This is a genomic window from Aureimonas psammosilenae, assembly GCF_009176975.1.
GTDB classification, from domain to species: domain Bacteria; phylum Pseudomonadota; class Alphaproteobacteria; order Rhizobiales; family Rhizobiaceae; genus Plantimonas; species Plantimonas psammosilenae.
Genome location: NZ_WEZG01000006.1, coordinates 86,588 through 102,862 on the forward strand (window position 1 = coordinate 86,588; position 16,275 = coordinate 102,862).

Sequence of the window (16,275 nt, forward strand, 5' to 3'; positions counted from 1 at the left end):
AAGGCCTTTCAAGCGATGTCGAGAAGCGCGGGCGCTTCGCGGCGCTCGCGAACGGCGGCCGCAAAGCGCCGGTCGATCTCTTCGAGGCCCGACAGGAGGCCCGGCAGATGCGCGGCGGAGGGCGGCGGCTGGTTCGGCAACTCGCGCAGGGCGGCCGCCATGCGCGCCGGGTCGCGCTCGCCTTCCGGCAGCATGACGCGCAGGAGACCGAGTTCCTCGGCCCGCGTCGCGCGGATATATTGTTCGAGACGCGGCTTGGTGCGCGGCACCATCAAGGTCGGCTTGTCGAAGCTCAGCATCTCGCAGAAGGTGTTGTAGCCGCCCATGGTGACGAGGCCGGACGCGCCCTTCACCATCGCCTCCATGTTGGTGACGAAGGTTTCGGCGCTGAGCTTCGGGACGGCCGCGATGCGGTCGCGAAAGCTCGTCTTCTCCTCGACCGAAAGAAACGGGCCGAAGACGATCCGGGCGCGGCAAGGCAGCGCCGGGTCGTGCTCGTAGGCCGAGATCACCCAGTCCATCACCACCGCCCCGTCGCCCCCGCCGCCGGCATGGACGAGAAGATAAGGCTCTACCGGCCCTTCCGGCGCCTCGTCCTCGTCGCTGCCGATGGTGCGGCGCAGATAGCCTGTATAGCCGACGCGGCTCATCACGCGCTCCGACAGGCCGAGCCCGTCCAGCGGGCGATAAACCTCTTCCGGGCCGAAGACCCAGATATCGTCGTAGAGCGTTTCCACCGCCTCGATGGCGCCCTTGCGCTCCCACTCGTCCTTCAGCCGCGCGGTGTCGTCCAGAATCTCGCGGATGCCGAGGACGTTGCGCGTTCCTTCGCGGCGCAGAAAGGCCAGGGCTTCGCTCACTTCGCCCTTCAGGCCGAGCGGCTCCTTGTCGACCAGAAACACGTCCGGCCGGAAGCGGCGCGCCGTTTCCAGGATGATGACGGAGCGGATCTCCATCATGTCCTCGGCGGCGATGCCGTCGACGCTGGACGCATAGGTGCTGTTGTCGAGCTTCACGATGCCCGGCACGCGGATGAAGTCGACGCGAGGATGGAGATCGAACGAGCCGACCACCGGCGAGCCGGTGACAATGAGAACCGCCAGATCCTCGTGGACCGCCGTCAGATGGTTGGCGATCGTCTGGCACCGGCGCAGATGGCCGAGCCCGTAGGAATCGTGGCTGTAGATAAGGAGCCGCTTGCCGTTCATCGTCCGCTTTTCGTGAACCGCACCTTCAGTCCCTCGACGGCGCCAAGACTCGCTCCGTCTCTTAAGGACTTAAGTCCATTCGCGTCCAAAGCCAACCGGGCGGGGTTTCGCGCGCCGAACATTTTGGCGAGAGGCCGATGTCAGCGCCGGACATCCACGACGATCCGCCCGCGCGAACGGTTGTCCATCAACTCGCCCGCCGCCCCGATCGCCTCGCCCAGGCCGATCTCGCGGACCGTTTCTTCCAGGAGGCCGGGGTCCACGATATCCGTGAGACGCGCCCAGGCTTCCTCGCGGTCGCCTCTTGGCCGATACACGCTGTCGATCCCGAGAAGCGACACGCCGCGCAGGATGAAGGGCGCGACGGTGGCGGGAAAGTCCATGCCGCCGGCAAGGCCGCAGGCCGCGACCGCCGCGCCGCGCCGCGCGCCCGCGCAAACATTGGCGAGCGTCGTGAAGCCGATATTGTCGATGGCCCCCGCCCAACGCTCCTTGGCGAGCGGCTTGCCCGGTGCCGCGAACTCCGCCCGGTCGAGGATCGTGGCCGCGCCGAGACGCTTCAAGTAATCACCGTGCTCCGGGCGACCCGTCACCGCAGCGACCTCGTAACCGAGCCGCGACAGCACGGTCACGGCCACCGAGCCGACGCCGCCCGTGGCCCCGGTGACGAGCACCTCGCCATCGCTTGGGCCCAATCCATGGCGCTCCAGCGCGAGAACGGCGAGCATCGCCGTATAGCCCGCCGTGCCGAGGCCCATGGCCTGGCGCGCGTCGAAGGCGGCGGGACGGCGGATCAGCCACTCGCCCTTCACCTTCGCCTTTTCGGCGAGCCCTCCCCAATGGGCCTCGCCGACGCCCCAGCCGTTGAGGAGGACTTCGTCGCCTTCGCGCCAATCGGGATGCCGGCTGGCGGTGACGACGCCCGCCAGATCGACGCCCGGCACCATCGGAAAGCTTCGCACCACCGGCCCCCGCCCGGTGATGGCGAGTGCATCCTTGTAGTTCAGCGTCGAATATTGAACGTCCACCTCGACATCGCCTTCCGGCAGATGCGCGGTGTCGAGTTCCGTCAGCGCGGTCTGCGTCCCTTCAGGCGTTCGGGTGACGAGGAGGGCGCGAAACATGGTAAATTCTCCGTTGATCGAGGGAGCAGATGTCGCGCCGGCGCATTCCGCCAAGCATGCCCCGCTCGCCGGGTTCGCGCGCCGAAGAATCTTCCCCGTTTCCTGGAATGATTCTGGAGCGTGTCATCGTCCCGACCGAATTAAAGGGCATGACGCTCGAGTCGGACAACGCAAAGAAGGGAGGTTGCTCGTGTTCAACGTGTTTCATCAGCGGAAAGACCCTTCGATCGTATGCGTTATCCCGGATGTCGGCATCATGCCCACCTTTCTTCGCGAGGAAGGCTGGCGCTATGGCGGCCGCACTGACCGGGTGAAGGGCGTCCTGTCCGAATTCGACCATGCCGCGGCGAAAGCCGTGATCCAGCGTACCGGTTTCTACGTCTACGCGGAGCAGTAGAGCGTCCCGCCCCATTCTTCGGGCTCCGGGCCGCCACCGGTCCGGGGTCCCTTCCGCTCGACTTGCGCTCACCGAACTCTAACCTTGTTCCGTCGGCCGCACACGGCCGAAGGGGAAGCTGGCTGTTCGAGGGGCGCACGAGAACATGACGGCAGGCGAAGCGGCGGGCAGCCAAGCGCGAATGTCTCATCCCGGCGCATGGCTGACGAAACGCCTGCGCCCCGATCCGCAGCGCCTCGTCTACGCGACGAACATCGCCCTCATCACCGTCACGGTCCTGTTCCTCGCCTTTCTTCTGAACCTCCAGAACACCTATTGGGGGCTGATCAGCATTCCCTTCGTGGCGCAGATCGGCTCCGGCATCACCGTTTGGCGCAGTGTCTCGCGCATGGTCGGCACGGTGGCGGGCGCTCTCGTCGGCCTCGCGATAATCGCGCTCTTCGCGCAGAGCCCGGTGGCCAGCATCGCGGCGGTGGCGCTCTGGGCCTTCGGGGTCGGCTATCTCGCCCGGTTCGAGATCGGCTTCGACGCCTATGCCTATGGCACGGCGGGGCTGACGGCCATCGTGATCGTCTTCGGGACCGGCCCGAACGCCGACCTCGCCTATGGCCTCGCTCTCGCCCGCCTCACCGAAACGCTGATTCCGGTTTTCGCGGCCTTCGCGATCCTCCTGACCGTCTTTCCGCGCTCCGTCGAGAACACGCTCCAGAAAGGCATTCTCGACGCGCGAGACCGCGTGCTCGCCATCGTGCGACAAGCGGTGGATTTCGACACCGAGCCGGACCCCGCCGACCGGCAGGCGGCGACAAAGGCGCTTTCGGCCGCTTATTCCAATCTCAGGGCTTTTTCCTTCGAGCGCTCGCATCGCGGCCTCGACGTGGACAAGGTCGGCGGCGCGACGAACCGGTTGAACCACCTCCTCGTCGCCGCCGAAACCCTGTCGCTCGTCGCCGAAGGTCCGGAGCGGAATGCCGATGGTCCGATCGCGTGGGCGGTGGAAGGGTTTTCGCGGCGTATGGAGGCCATTCCCGTCCGCTTCGGCGGCGCAGAGGGCGCAGGTTCCGCCGCAGCGGGCTTTCGCGATTTTCTGGCCGAACTCGACGGCAACATCGAAACCAGGGTTTCCGCGCAGAAAACGGGCGTCGAGCATTCGCGGGACATGACTGCGCTTCACGCGGTCCGCAACCTCGCCCAGTGCATGGCGAGCTTTCTGGAAGCGGAAGCCGCCGTGTTCGATCCCCGAAAGCCCGCGCCCCGCCGGCATCCCGTGGCGGCGCGTTATCCGGACCATCTGGCGGCGGTGCAGCGCGGCCTTCGCCCCGCCCTTCTTCTTGTCGCCATGTCGACGCTCTGGATCGCGACGGCCAGTTCCTCGATCGAGCCGCTGGCCATGCTGGTCGGCTCGCTCAGCCTCGTTCTGCCCACCATCGCGCCGCGCCCGAGCCTCGGGGGCGCGGGGATCGCGCTCGGCCTCGGGCTTCTCGCCATGCTGCCCGTCGCCGTCTTCCTCCAGATCGCGCTGCCTTACGTGGAAAGCTTTCCGGTCTTCGCCCTGATCCTCGCTTCGGTGATGTTCGTGTTCTTCTATATCTGCAGCGCGCCGGGGCGGCTGATCTACGCCTTCGGCGGCACGATCATGCTCGCCATCACGCTCCAGCCCGCCAATACGCAGAGCTACAACCCGCTCGGCCTTTTCAACACGGGCGCGGCGCTGGCGCTCCTGCCGGCCGCCATCGCGGTCGCCTTCACGGTGATCGTGCCGGAAAACCAGAACTGGCTGCGAAGCCATCTGCGGCGGGGAATGCGGCACCTTCTCGGCCGTGCCGCATCCGGGCGCGACGAGGACCCGGACGAGTTCCTGGCCCAGTCCCTCGATGTGATCGGCGATTACGGCGGCGACCTCGATCTCGGGCAGGACGACAACCGCGCGCTCCTGCGCCGTGCGCGTCTTTCGGTGGTGTTGGGGATGGAGCTTCACCAGTTGCATCGCCTGCGCCGCCTCGGCCATCTGCCGCGGGACCTGTCGGACCTCGTGCCGGAAATGGGCACAAGCCTTGCGGGCGCAGCGTTCTCCGAGAAACCAACCCCGCCGGATCTCGCGATCTTCGCTGAGGCCGAGAACCGAGCCGGCGCGCTTCTCGGCAAGGCGCAAGCGAGCGGCCCGTCCCGCAGCGCGGTGCTGCGCTTTCTTCTCGGCGCACGCTTCCTTCATGACGTGGCGCGAACGCGGCTCGGGGCGCAGCCTAAGGGCAAGCCTCTAGCATGAGACACGAGATTTCCGCCCTTGGCCTCCTGTTCCCTTCGCTCCTCCTCTGCGGCGTCATCGCCGCCGTCCTCTGGTTCGCCTTCGACTGGCTGATGCTGCGCTTGTCGCTTTGGCGCTTCTTCTGGCACCCGCCGCTCGCGCGCCTCGCCCTTTTCTTCGTGGTCTTCGGCGTGGTTTCCGCCGTCTACCCGGACTTTTGAAGATCCCCGATGATCGTTCTTCGCCTCGCCCTCACCGCCCTTCTCGTCGTCGGCGCCGTTTTCGGCGCGACCTTCATCTGGACGACCTATTTCGAGAATCCATGGACGCGCGACGCGCGCGTCTTCGCCCGCTCCATCCAAGTCGCGAGCTATGTCGCGGGCAACGTGATCGAGCTGCCCGTCCACAACAACGCGCCCGTGAAGAAGGGCGATCTCCTGATGCGGATCGATCCGGCCACTTACGAGTCGGCCGCGCGTCAGGCGCAGGCGCAGCTCGACGTGTCGATCGCCGACCGCAACGTCCAGGCCGACAACACCAACCGCACCCTGGAACTCGCCCGCCGCGACGGCGCGACGGTTTCGCAGGCGGCGGTGGTGCAGGCGCAGTTGCAGCTCGCCTCATCCAACGCCTCCGTGGAAGCCTCGCAGGCGAGCCTCGAAGACGCCGAAATCAATCTGGCGCGAACCGAGATCCGCTCCACCGTCGATGGGTTCGTGACGAACCTGCGCGTCGATGTCGGCGACTATGCGCAGCCGGGCAGCCCGGTGATGGCGGTGGTGGATTCCAATTCCTACCGCATCGACGCTTATTTCATGGAAACCAAGCTGCCCCGCATAACAGTGGGAGCAGAAGCGCGCATTCGCCTGATGGCCAGCAACACGGTGTTGCAGGGCCGCGTGCGCTCCGTCGCGCGGGCTATCGCCGACCCGCAGAACGCCACATCCTCCGATCTTCTGCTGGCGCCCGAGCCGTCCTTCGAATGGGTGCGCCTCGCCCAGCGCATTCCAGTCGACATCGGCTTCGAAAGCCTGCCGCCCGACGTGCCCCTGGTGTCCGGCGCGACCGCAACGGTGATCATCGAGCCGCCGGCGGCCGAGCGGGACATGCCTTGGTATCGGCGAGCCTGGAAGCCTGTCGGCGACTGGCTCGCCTTTCGCTGATCGTCAGAACTCTTCCCAATCGTCCCCTTGCGGCTTGGCCTGTGCCGTCTGGCGCATCTGCCGCATGGGGGCGGCAGGCGCGCGGGAAGCGGAGCGCTGCGGCAGCGCGGTTCGCACCGGCGCCGGGGCTTGGCCGGCAACCGTCGCAGCCGCGCCGACGCGGAAAGTCTGCGCCAACTGCGCCAGCGATTCCGTTTCGCCCGCCAGGCTCTGCGCAGCCGCCGTTGTTTCCTCGACCATCGCCGCGTTCTGTTGCGTGACCTTGTCCATCTGATCGGCCGCCGTCGACACCTCGCGAAGGCTCGTCGCTTGTTCGCGCGCCGAGCGGGCGATTTCAGTGATCGAGGTCGCGATGCCGCCGACCTGTTCCATGATGCCCGTCAGCGCACGGCCGGAAGCGGAAACGAGATCCACGCCGCGTTCGACCTGGGCGGTGGAGGTGGAGATGAGCTGCTTGATCTCCTTCGCCGCTTCCGCCGAACGCTGGGCCAAGCCCCGCACTTCCTGCGCCACCACCGCGAAGCCTCGGCCGGCTTCCCCGGCACGTGCCGCCTCGACGCCGGCATTCAACGCGAGAAGATTGGTCTGGAAGGCGATCTCGTCGATCACCCCGATGATCTTGCCGATCTCGGCGGAGGAATGCTCGATCTCCGCCATCGCCGACACGGCCTGTCCGACGACGGTGCCGCCCTTTTCGGCGTCCTTCTGCGCGACGGCGGTGGCCGCCTTGGCGTCGTCGGCGCCTTGCGCGGTACGGTTGACGCTGTGCATCACCTCAGACAAAGCCGCGACGGTTTCCTCGAGGCTGGCCGCCTGCTGCTCGGTGCGCTGCGACAGGTCGCCCGCCGCCACCGTGATCTCGCTCAAGCCCCCGCGGATGGAGGACACCGAACCCACCACCGAACCGATGGCCCCTTCCAGTTGCGCCACGGAGGTATTGAACTGTTCGCGGATCGTCTCGAACTCGGGCGCCACGCTTTGCGTCATCCGTACCGTGAGGTCGCCCGCCGCCAGCCGCTCGAAGCCCGCTTCCACGACATGCACGAAGGCGCGCAGGTCTTCTGCCTTGGCATTGTCGATTGCCGCCTGACGCTCCGCGCTCGAGGCCTGCGCTTCGCGGGAAACACGCGCTTCCTCTTCCAGGCGAACCCGCTCCAGGCCCGCTTCCTTGAACACCTGTACCGCACGGGCCATCGACCCGATCTCGTCGCGGCGATCCACCGCCGGCACGGTGACGGCGTGGTCGCCGTCGGCCAGATGCCGCATTGCGTCGGTCAGCTTGACGATCGGATTGGCGATGCTGCGACGGATCAGATAGGCGACCGTGAAGAGGCCCAGAGTGATCGCGCCGAGCCAGCCGGCCATGCGAAGGACGTTGTCTCGGAAGATTTCGTCGAGATCGTCCACATAGACGCCGGTGCCGACGGACCAGTTCCAGGGCTGGAACTTCTCGATATAGGAAAGCTTGGGCAACGCCTCGGTCTGGCCGGCGCGGGCGCGGTAATAATCAACGAACCCGCCTCCATTTCCGGCGGTCTCGATCAACGCGCGGATGTGGAACTTGCCGTTGGCGTCCTTCTCGTCCCAGCCGCTTTTGCCTTCGAGCTTGGCATCGGCATGGATGACGCGCGTTCCGTCGGGAAGATAAGCGAAGATATATTCGTTCTTGCCGTAGCGCAGGTTGCGCACGGCATCGTGGGCGGCGCTCTTGGCTGCCGCCTCATCCAGTTCCCCGGCGGCCTGCTTATCGGCGTAGAACTTCAACACGGACAGAGCGGACTGTACTTGCGCCTGCAGAAGGGCTTCCCGATCGCTCCAGATGGTCTGGCGAAGCGAAACGAGTTGAACCGCCGTGATCGCCACGATGCACACGGCCGCAAGGGCGATCAAGCCGGTCAGCTTGCGCGAGATGGTCATGCGCATCGGATTTCCTCCTTCTCCGCGGGAAGCCGGAGCGGAAATCCGTGGGAATGTCCGGCAACTTCGGCGCAGGCAAAAGATGCCGACGCTTGGACGTCACCAAAGGTCAAGCGACACAACTCAAAGAAGCTTAGTCGCCGAACACTACCACGCATTGCAGAACTCCAGTCCATCCGAAGACACACTGGAGAAAAACTTCTAACAATCAGTCCTGTAGCCGTGACTACAACGGACTTTGGAGCGTTTCTTTTACCGCCAGGACCGGATGTCGACGAAACGACCGGCGATCGCCGCCGCCGCCGCCATGGCGGGCGACACGAGGTGGGTGCGGCTTTTGAAGCCCTGGCGTCCCTCGAAATTGCGATTCGAGGTCGAGGCGCAGCGCTCATAAGGGCTGAGGCGGTCCTCGTTCATGCCGAGGCACATGGAGCAGCCCGGCTCGCGCCAGTCGAAGCCGGCTTCCTTCAGGATGCGGTCCAGCCCCTCGGCCTCGGCCTGCGCCTTCACGAGGCCGGAGCCGGGGACGATCATGCCGGACACCCCTTCCGCGATCTTGCGGCCTTCCACGATCTTGGCGACGACGCGCAAATCCTCGATGCGCCCGTTGGTGCAGGAGCCAATGAAGATGCGGTCGAGCTTGATGTCGGTCATCTTCGTGCCGGGCTGGAGCCCCATATATTCCAGCGCCCGCTTCTTGGACGCGCGCTTCACTTCGTCGGTGATGGTGTCCGGGTCCGGCACGACGCCTTCCACCGACACGACATCCTCCGGCGAAGAACCCCAGGACACGATCGGCGGCAGGTTGGCGGCGTCGAGATGCACGATCCTGTCGAAATGGGCGCCCTCGTCCGTGTGGAGGGTCTTCCACCACGCGACCGCCTTGTCCCAGTTCTCACCCTGCGGCGCGCGGGGCTTGTCCTTCAGATAGGCGAAGGTCTTCTCGTCGGGCGCCACCATGCCGGCGCGCGCGCCGCCTTCGATCGTCATGTTGCAGACGGTCATGCGGCCTTCCATGCTGAGGCCGCGAATCGCCTCGCCGGCGAACTCGATCACGTGGCCGGTGCCGCCCGCCGTGCCGATCTCGCCGATGATGGCGAGGATGATGTCCTTCGCGCCGACACCCTCCGGCGGAGTTCCGGAAACCTCCACCAGCATGTTCCTGGCCTTCTTCTGGATCAGCGTCTGCGTCGCCAGAACGTGCTCGACCTCGGACGTGCCGATGCCGTTGGCCAGCGCCCCGAAGGCGCCATGGGTGGAGGTGTGGCTGTCGCCGCAGACGATGGTGGTGCCGGGCAAGGTGAAGCCCTGTTCCGGCCCGATGATGTGGACGATGCCCTGGCGCCGGTCGGCCGCCGAATAATATTCGAGGCCGAACTCGGCGACATTGGCTTCCAGCGCCTCGACCTGGATGCGGCTTTCCTCGTTGCGGATGCCTAAGATCCGGTCGGGCGAGGTCGGCACGTTGTGATCCACCACGGCCAGCGTCCGCTCCGGATGGCGCACCCGCCGCCCGGCCGCGCGCAAGCCCTCGAAGGCCTGCGGGCTCGTCACCTCGTGGACGAGATGGCGGTCGATATAGATGAGGCTGTCGCCTCCCTCGCCCGTTTCGATCAGGTGATCGTCCCAGATCTTGTCGTAGAGGGTGCGGGGCTTGGTCTCGCTCATGACGGTGGTCCTCGAAGATGGCTCGGCCGGACGGCGCTTCACGAGAAGCAGCCTGTCTTGCGGCCCGATGATAGGTTCGACGCGGATGGAAGGCGGGAAAGCCGTCCGCGCAAAATCGCGCGGCTTCGCCCCTCGTCAGCAGCTAAGGCCTCGGCTCGCGATCAGCCGGTAGAAGAAGCGGCCGGGCAAACGCGTGCGATCGTCCACCGGCGAAAAGCCGAGGGTGGACGGCAGATGCGCGTGGGGGCCGGAGCGCGTTGACATGGTTCTAAAATAGCGGTCTGCGTGTTGTCCTGCAACGGCTTTGCAAAAGGCCGCCACCCGGCACGATGCGGAACGCAACGGCATGGCTCTCGACTTCGCGCTGGCCGCCATTCACCACCTTCTGGTCTTCGCGCTGTTCGGCGTTTTCCTGGTGGAGATGACGGCGGTCCGGCCCGGTATGGACGCCAAGGCGCTCGTCAGGGTCGCGCGCATCGACGCCGTCTACGGCGCCCTTTCGCTGGGCGTCATCGTGGCCGGCATCCTGCGCCTCATCTACGGACTGAAAGGCTGGGACTATTACACCGGCAACCACGCCTTCTGGGGCAAGATGACGGCCTTCGCCCTTGTCGGCATCCTGTCGATCGCGCCATCGATACGCTTCGCGCGCTGGCGCAAAGCCTTCCAGGCCGATCCGGGCTTCACGCCGCCGGATGCCGAGATCCGGGTCGCGCGCCGCTTTCTCCATGCGGAAGCCGCGTTCTTCGTTCTGATCCCCATTTTCGCCGCCGCCATGGCCCGCGGGCTCGGCTGAGGTCAGACGAGCTTCAACTGCCGGTCGAAGACGCGCAGCACCTGGGGCAACTCATGGCCACGCTTCATCACGAGGCCGCCGGCGGCGACCACCGCGAAGGCACCCTGCTTGCGCGCGAGCTTCGGATTCTTCTCGATCCGGAAGAGCGGCATTTCGCTGGTGCGGCGGAACACGGAAAACACCGCGCGGTCCTTCAGCATGTCGATGGCATAGTCGCGCCATTCACCGGCCGCCACCATCCGCCCGTAGATGTTGAGGATTTCGGAAAGTTCGCGTCGGTCGAAGGACACGACGCTTTGGCGAGGCAGCGCGGCGGAGAAGTCGAGAAGCTGCGCCGTTTGCCCTTCGCCCGAGATGGATTCGGCCAAGTCACCGCCCCTTTTCTATCACCGGCACGAAACGGATGGAGCCGTGCCGGGGCGTCATCATGGTGACATGAAACTGGAAGCGCGGCAAAAGGATTTCAAGCCTTCAGGCCGGCTTGCCTCAGGGCATGATCCTGGCGGCGGCAAGGATCGCACCCGGTCCGCCATCGGCCGTCACCTCCTGCAGGATCGCCGCGCAGCCGAAGGACTTGCCGCTTTTGCCCAGCACCGACAAGGGAATATCGACCCCCATCGGCTTGCCTTCCCACATGCCGAGAATGCGCCAGGACCGCACGGCATTGGTGGATACGAGCGTCTTGCCTTCGTTCTCGCCCCGGTCGACCTGCGTTTCGCTCCAGCGATCGAAGACCACCAGCATCAGAACGGGGGGCTTGGCGCCGGCGGGCGTCGCGCCGCCATCGGCGGAGATATGCAGGCGGTCGCCTTTCAGGGCGAGTTTCACCAGGGGTTCCCCGTTTCCGCCGCCCTTGTTCAGCGCCGTCTCCGTGACGGCGCTGCGGATTGCCTGTTCCTCGGCGCCCGGCACGTCGCGGCGCCCGTTGATGACGGCCTGTGGGGTGTAGACGGTGCCGGAGCGCAGCGTTTCGGCATAGGCCTGCTGGCGCTCGGTGTTCTCGCGCGAGCCGTGGGTGTCCTGCCAGCCGATATAGTCCCAGTAATCGACATGGTAGGCGAGCGCGACGAGCTTCGGGTCGGAGGACAAGGCCGCCAGAACCCCGTCCGCCGGCGGGCAGGAATCGCAGCCCTGGCTGGTGAAGAGTTCGACGACGCCCGAAACGTCGCGGCTCGACACCTCGCGGTCGCCGGCAAGCGCAGGACAAGCGAGAGCGAAGGCGGACAAGCCGGCGAGAAGGGTCGCGCGCATCATCGCCATCGCTTCTCGCTCGTCATTCCGCGTCGTCCTCGTTTCTCTGCGGCGCTCGGGGCCCCATGGCAAGGGAAGCTAGCGGCGGGGTCGCTCATCGACCACTCAATTGCGGGTGAGAATTGGCGGGACCGGGATGTGCCGAAAAAAGAAGGGCGCCGATTTCCCGGCGCCCTTCGATGGTTTGGAGCTTGGCCGTCTTCAGGCGGCGAGGCGGCGCAGCACGTAGTGCAGGATGCCGCCGGCCTTGAAATATTCCAGCTCGTCCAGCGTATCGATGCGGCACAGAAGCGGCACCTTTTCCACCGAACCGTCTGCCCGCTCGATCACCGCTTCCATCTTCTGGCGTGGGCGAACGTCGGTCAGGCCCTCGATGGTGACCTTCTCGTCGCCCTTGAGGCCGAGCGTCTGCCAGGACGTGCCTTCCTCGAAGACGAAGGGCACGACGCCCATGCCGACGAGGTTGGAACGGTGGATGCGCTCGAAGGACTGCGCGATCACGGCGCGGACGCCGAGAAGCACGGTGCCCTTGGCCGCCCAGTCACGGGACGAGCCGGTGCCGTATTCTTTGCCCGCGAAGATCACGAGCGGCACGCCCTCGTCCTTGTACTTCATCGCCGCGTCGTAGATCGGCATCTGCTCGGCGGACGGGAAGTGCTTGGTGATGCCGCCCTCGATGCCCGGCACCATCTGGTTCTTGATGCGGATGTTGGCGAAGGTGCCCCGCATCATGACTTCGTGGTTGCCGCGCCGCGCGCCGTAGGAGTTGAAGTCCACCGGGCGCACCTGATGCTCGACGAGGTAGCTGCCCGCCGGGCCGTTGGCCTTGATGGAGCCGGCCGGCGAGATGTGGTCGGTGGTGATGGAATCCAGGAACAGGCCGAGGACGCGCGCGCCCCGGATCTCTTCCACGGGCTTGGGCTCCATCGACATGCCCTCGAAATAGGGCGGGTTCTGCACGTAGGTCGAACGGTCGTCCCAATCGTAGGTGAGACCGCCGGACACCTGGATGCCCTGCCAGTTCACGTCGCCCTTGAAGACGTCGGAATAGCGGCTCTCGAAGAGATCGCGCGTCACCGTCTGGCGGACGATGTCGGACACCTCCTGCGAGGTCGGCCAGATGTCCTTGAGATAGACGTCCTGCCCGTCCTTCCCCAGCCCAAGCGACTCCTTCGTGATGTCCACGAAAAGCGAGCCGGCGATGGCGTAGGCGACGACGAGCGGCGGCGAAGCGAGGTAGTTCGCCCGCACGTCCGGGTTCACGCGGCCCTCGAAGTTGCGGTTGCCCGACAGGACCGAGCAGGCGACGAGGTCGTTCTGCGTGATCGCCTCCGAGATCGGCTCGGCCAAGGGGCCGGAATTGCCGATGCAGGTCGTGCAGCCGTAGCCGACGAGGTTGAAGCCCATCGCGTCGAGGTCCTTCTGGAGCCCCGCCTTTTCGAGATACTCGGTCACGACCTGGGAGCCGGGCGCGAGCGAGGTCTTCACCCAGGGTTTCGGCTTCAGGCCGAGCGCAGCGGCTTTCCGGGCGACGAGACCGGCCGCCACGAGGACGTTCGGGTTCGACGTGTTGGTGCAGGAGGTGATCGCCGCGATCACGACGTCGCCTTCCGCGATGCCGTGCTCCGCGCCCTCGACCGGGAAGCGCGTTCCTTCCGCCACCGGAGCCGAGCCCGTCGCCTTCTTGGAGCCCGCCTTGATCTCCGGCAGGGCCTTGCGGAACTCAGGCGCGACATCCGTCAGCGCCACGCGGTCCTGCGGGCGCTTGGGGCCGGCGAGCGAGGGGACGACGCTGGCGAGGTCGAGTTCCAGCGTGTCGGTGAAGACCGGGTCCTCGGCGCCTTCCTCGCGGAACATGCCCTGCGCCTTGGCATAGGCTTCCACCAGCGCGATGCGGTGCTTTTCGCGGCCCGTGGCGTTCAGATAGTCGATCGTGTCCTTGTCGATCGGGAAGAAGCCGCAGGTCGCGCCATATTCGGGAGCCATGTTGGCGATGGTCGCCTGGTCCTCGAGGGTCAGGTTCGACAGGCCGGGGCCGAAGAACTCGACGAACTTGCCGACGACGCCCTTCTTGCGCAGCATCTGCGTGACGGTGAGCACAAGGTCGGTCGCCGTGGTGCCGTCCGGCAGCTTTCCGGTGAGGCGGAAGCCGATGACTTCCGGCAGGAGCATCGACACGGGCTGGCCGAGCATCGCGGCTTCCGCCTCGATGCCGCCGACGCCCCAGCCGAGCACGCTGAGGCCGTTCACCATGGTCGTGTGCGAATCGGTGCCGACCAGCGTGTCGGGATAGGCGATCGTCTCGCCGTCCTCTTCCTTCGTCCAGACGGTCTGGGCGAGGTATTCGAGGTTCACCTGATGGCAGATGCCGGTACCGGGCGGCACGACGCGGAAGTTCTGGAAAGCCGTGGAGCCCCAGCGCAGGAACGTATAGCGCTCGCCGTTGCGATCGTATTCCACGGCGACGTTCTTCTCGAACGAGTCGGGCTGGCCGAAGTAGTCCACCATGACCGAGTGGTCGATCACGAGATCGACGGGCACCAGCGGGTTGACCTTCTTCGGGTCGGCGCCGAGCGTTTCGGTGGCGTCGCGCATGGCGGCGAGATCCACCACGGCCGGAACGCCGGTGAAGTCCTGCATCAGGACGCGGGCCGGGCGGTAGGCGATCTCGTGGCCGGCGGACCCCTTGTCCTCCAGCCAGCGGGCGACGGCGCGGATGTCGTCGGCCTTGACGGTGCGGTCGTCCTCGTTGCGAAGGAGGTTTTCCAAAAGGACCTTCATGGAGAAGGGCAGGCGCGAAGCGCCGGAAAGGCCGTTCTTTTCGGCCTCTTGCAGGTCGAAATAGACATAGGGCTTGCCGTCGACGGTGAGCGTCTTGCGGCTTTTGAAGCTATCGGGATGGGACACGGCTAAGTCGTTCCTTTCGAACCAGTTTTGTCCGAAGGCGAACGCCCGATCCAAAGCCCATTGGGGCATGAGGAAAGTGCGGGTACGACCATTTCCGCGTGTCGTCCGCCTCGACGCCTGCCGGGCCTTTGCCTTAAGGCTTGATCCCTTAAGAATTCCGGTCCGGGCGTCACATCGGCGCTTTCGATCCCACTCCGGTCGCTGGCGTGGTTGGTTCGCCTTATAGGCAAGTTTTGAATCGCTATAAAGGGCGTTCGGGTGCGGCATCGGCGGATTTTGGAAGCTCCACGCAAGCCGGCGCGCCTTTCCGGGGCGCAACTGGTGCTTTCCCGGGGCTCCACGCCGGTCGCCGGCCCGGTGGATTTCGCGCTGGAAGCGGGCGAGGCGCTGGCCGTCACCGGCCCGAACGGGGCGGGCAAATCGACGCTGCTGCGCACGCTTTTCGGCCTCCTGCCGCCGGGCTCCGGCCAGATCGCCTTCGAGGGACTGGACGGGGCCGATGGCGAGCCGGCGGCAAATCTCGGAGAAGCCGCGCATTATCTCGGGCACCGCAATGGGATGAAAGGCGGCGAAACCGTGGAAGCCAACCTCTTGTTCTGGATGCGCTTTCTCGGCGGGAAGGGGCGCGATCCGGCGCAGGCGCTGGCGGCGGTCGGGCTCGACGGCGCGGGCTCCCTGCCCTTCGCCTATCTGTCGGCGGGCCAACAACGCCGGGCGGCGCTCGCCCGTCTTCTCGTTTCCCATCGCCCCGTCTGGCTTCTGGACGAACCGACATCCGCGCTCGATTCCGGTGCCCAGGCGCTTTTCGGGCGAATCGCGTCGCAGCACCTGGACGGAGGCGGGATCGTGATCGCGGCGACGCATCTCCCGCTCGGCATCCCGGCGCGGGAGATGCGCCTCGAACCGGCCGTTCTTTCCCCCACCCTTGCCGAGGATGCCTGGGCATGAAGGCCCTGTTTCTGCGCGACCTGCGCCTCGGCCTTTCCGGCGGCGCGCCGCTCGCCCTCGTCTTTTTTCTGGCCGTCGTCGCCACCATGCCCTTCGCGCTCGGGCCCGACATGCGGCTTCTCGCCCGGCTCGGCCCCGCGATCCTCTGGATCGGCGCTCTCCTGTCGACGCTTCTCACCCTCGACCGCTTGTTTCAGGCCGACCGCGAGGACGGCACGCTCGACCTTCTGGTCGCCTCCGGCCATTCGCTCCCCCTCGTGGTTCTGGTAAAGGTGCTCGCCCATTGGGTGGCGACCGGCCTGCCTCTGGCGCTCGGCCTTCCCTTTCTCGGCCTCGTTCTCGGGATGGAACCCACCGCCATCGCCGCGTCCATGCTGACCTTCGTGGTGGGTACGCCGGCCATCACCTTGATCGGCGCGGTCGGCGCGGCGGTCGCGGTGGCGCTGCCGCGCGGCAGCCTTCTGGTGTCGGTGCTCGTGCTGCCGCTCGCCCTTCCCGTTCTCATTTTCGGAACTTCCGCCGCTTATGGTGCCCTCAGCGATCCCGCGCCCTTCGCGGCGCCTTTCGCGATTCTGGCTGCCCTGACCCTTTTTTCCGGCGTTCTCGGCCCTTTGGCCGCCGCCGCCGCCCTTCGCTCCGCAGGAGACTGAG

General features: G+C 66.2%; 14 protein-coding genes. 7 read left to right on the forward strand and 7 right to left on the reverse strand.

From position 1 onward, the window contains the following. Nucleotides 1-8: 8 nt before the first annotated feature. Together F9929_RS12675 and acuI are read right to left on the reverse strand one after the other, a co-directional pair. Nucleotides 9-1,208, reverse strand: coding sequence for a glycosyltransferase family protein (locus F9929_RS12675; RefSeq protein WP_152046950.1), 1,200 nt, complete (start codon nucleotides 1,206-1,208; stop codon nucleotides 9-11). A gap of 140 nt (nucleotides 1,209-1,348) precedes the next feature. Beyond that, the gene (acuI, locus tag F9929_RS12680) at nucleotides 1,349-2,332 is read right to left on the reverse strand and encodes an acrylyl-CoA reductase (NADPH) (RefSeq protein WP_152046951.1); all 984 of its coding nucleotides are present in this window, start codon (nucleotides 2,330-2,332) and stop codon (nucleotides 1,349-1,351) included. Nucleotides 2,333-2,588: 256 nt separating this feature from the next. Here acuI and F9929_RS24015 point away from each other — a divergent pair, with 256 nt between their 5' ends. The 4 genes from F9929_RS24015 to F9929_RS12695 all read left to right on the forward strand — a co-directional run bounded on the left by F9929_RS24015 (nucleotide 2,589) and on the right by F9929_RS12695 (nucleotide 6,137). Further along, entirely contained in the window at nucleotides 2,589-2,729 is a 141-nt protein-coding gene (locus tag F9929_RS24015; RefSeq protein ID WP_193227739.1) for a hypothetical protein, read from the forward strand. A 145-nt stretch (nucleotides 2,730-2,874) separates the two neighbouring features. After that, complete coding sequence (locus F9929_RS12685) at nucleotides 2,875-4,995, forward strand: FUSC family protein (RefSeq protein WP_152046952.1); 2,121 nt, start codon at nucleotides 2,875-2,877, stop codon at nucleotides 4,993-4,995. After that, a complete protein-coding gene (locus tag F9929_RS12690) occupies nucleotides 4,992-5,195 on the forward strand; it encodes a DUF1656 domain-containing protein (protein WP_152046953.1) in 204 nt (67 codons plus the stop codon). The genes F9929_RS12685 and F9929_RS12690 overlap by 4 nt, the downstream gene beginning before the upstream one ends. 9 nt (nucleotides 5,196-5,204) lie before the next feature. Then, nucleotides 5,205-6,137: an efflux RND transporter periplasmic adaptor subunit gene (locus F9929_RS12695; RefSeq protein ID WP_152046954.1), complete on the forward strand. Its 933-nt coding sequence runs from the start codon at nucleotides 5,205-5,207 to the stop codon at nucleotides 6,135-6,137. Between the two features lie 3 nt (nucleotides 6,138-6,140). Here the strand turns inward: F9929_RS12695 and F9929_RS12700 are convergent, their stop codons facing one another. Continuing rightward, the gene (locus F9929_RS12700; protein ID WP_152046955.1) at nucleotides 6,141-8,060 is read right to left on the reverse strand and encodes a methyl-accepting chemotaxis protein; all 1,920 of its coding nucleotides are present in this window, start codon (nucleotides 8,058-8,060) and stop codon (nucleotides 6,141-6,143) included. Between the two features lie 246 nt (nucleotides 8,061-8,306). Further along, nucleotides 8,307-9,722, reverse strand: coding sequence for a 3-isopropylmalate dehydratase large subunit (leuC, locus tag F9929_RS12705; protein ID WP_152046956.1), 1,416 nt, complete (start codon nucleotides 9,720-9,722; stop codon nucleotides 8,307-8,309). A gap of 346 nt (nucleotides 9,723-10,068) precedes the next feature. Between leuC and F9929_RS12710 the strand changes: the two genes are divergently transcribed. Then, complete coding sequence (locus F9929_RS12710) at nucleotides 10,069-10,518, forward strand: DUF2214 family protein (RefSeq protein ID WP_152046957.1); 450 nt, start codon at nucleotides 10,069-10,071, stop codon at nucleotides 10,516-10,518. A 2-nt stretch (nucleotides 10,519-10,520) separates the two neighbouring features. Here the strand turns inward: F9929_RS12710 and F9929_RS12715 are convergent, their stop codons facing one another. The 3 genes from F9929_RS12715 to acnA all read right to left on the reverse strand — a co-directional run bounded on the left by F9929_RS12715 (nucleotide 10,521) and on the right by acnA (nucleotide 14,676). Continuing rightward, complete coding sequence (locus F9929_RS12715) at nucleotides 10,521-10,874, reverse strand: DUF2794 domain-containing protein (RefSeq protein ID WP_407922234.1); 354 nt, start codon at nucleotides 10,872-10,874, stop codon at nucleotides 10,521-10,523. Between the two features lie 130 nt (nucleotides 10,875-11,004). Next, a complete protein-coding gene (locus F9929_RS12720; RefSeq protein WP_193227740.1) occupies nucleotides 11,005-11,772 on the reverse strand; it encodes a DUF1223 domain-containing protein in 768 nt (255 codons plus the stop codon). Between the two features lie 198 nt (nucleotides 11,773-11,970). Then, complete coding sequence (gene acnA, locus F9929_RS12725) at nucleotides 11,971-14,676, reverse strand: aconitate hydratase AcnA (RefSeq protein ID WP_193227741.1); 2,706 nt, start codon at nucleotides 14,674-14,676, stop codon at nucleotides 11,971-11,973. A 258-nt stretch (nucleotides 14,677-14,934) separates the two neighbouring features. Here acnA and ccmA point away from each other — a divergent pair, with 258 nt between their 5' ends. Both ccmA and ccmB read left to right on the forward strand, forming a co-directional pair. Next, on the forward strand, nucleotides 14,935-15,624 hold the full coding sequence (gene ccmA, locus F9929_RS12730; protein WP_407922231.1) for a heme ABC exporter ATP-binding protein CcmA: 690 nt from the start codon (nucleotides 14,935-14,937) through the stop codon (nucleotides 15,622-15,624). Further along, nucleotides 15,621-16,274, forward strand: coding sequence for a heme exporter protein CcmB (ccmB, locus tag F9929_RS12735; protein WP_152046961.1), 654 nt, complete (start codon nucleotides 15,621-15,623; stop codon nucleotides 16,272-16,274). The genes ccmA and ccmB overlap by 4 nt, the downstream gene beginning before the upstream one ends. Nucleotide 16,275: the final 1 nt, after the last annotated feature.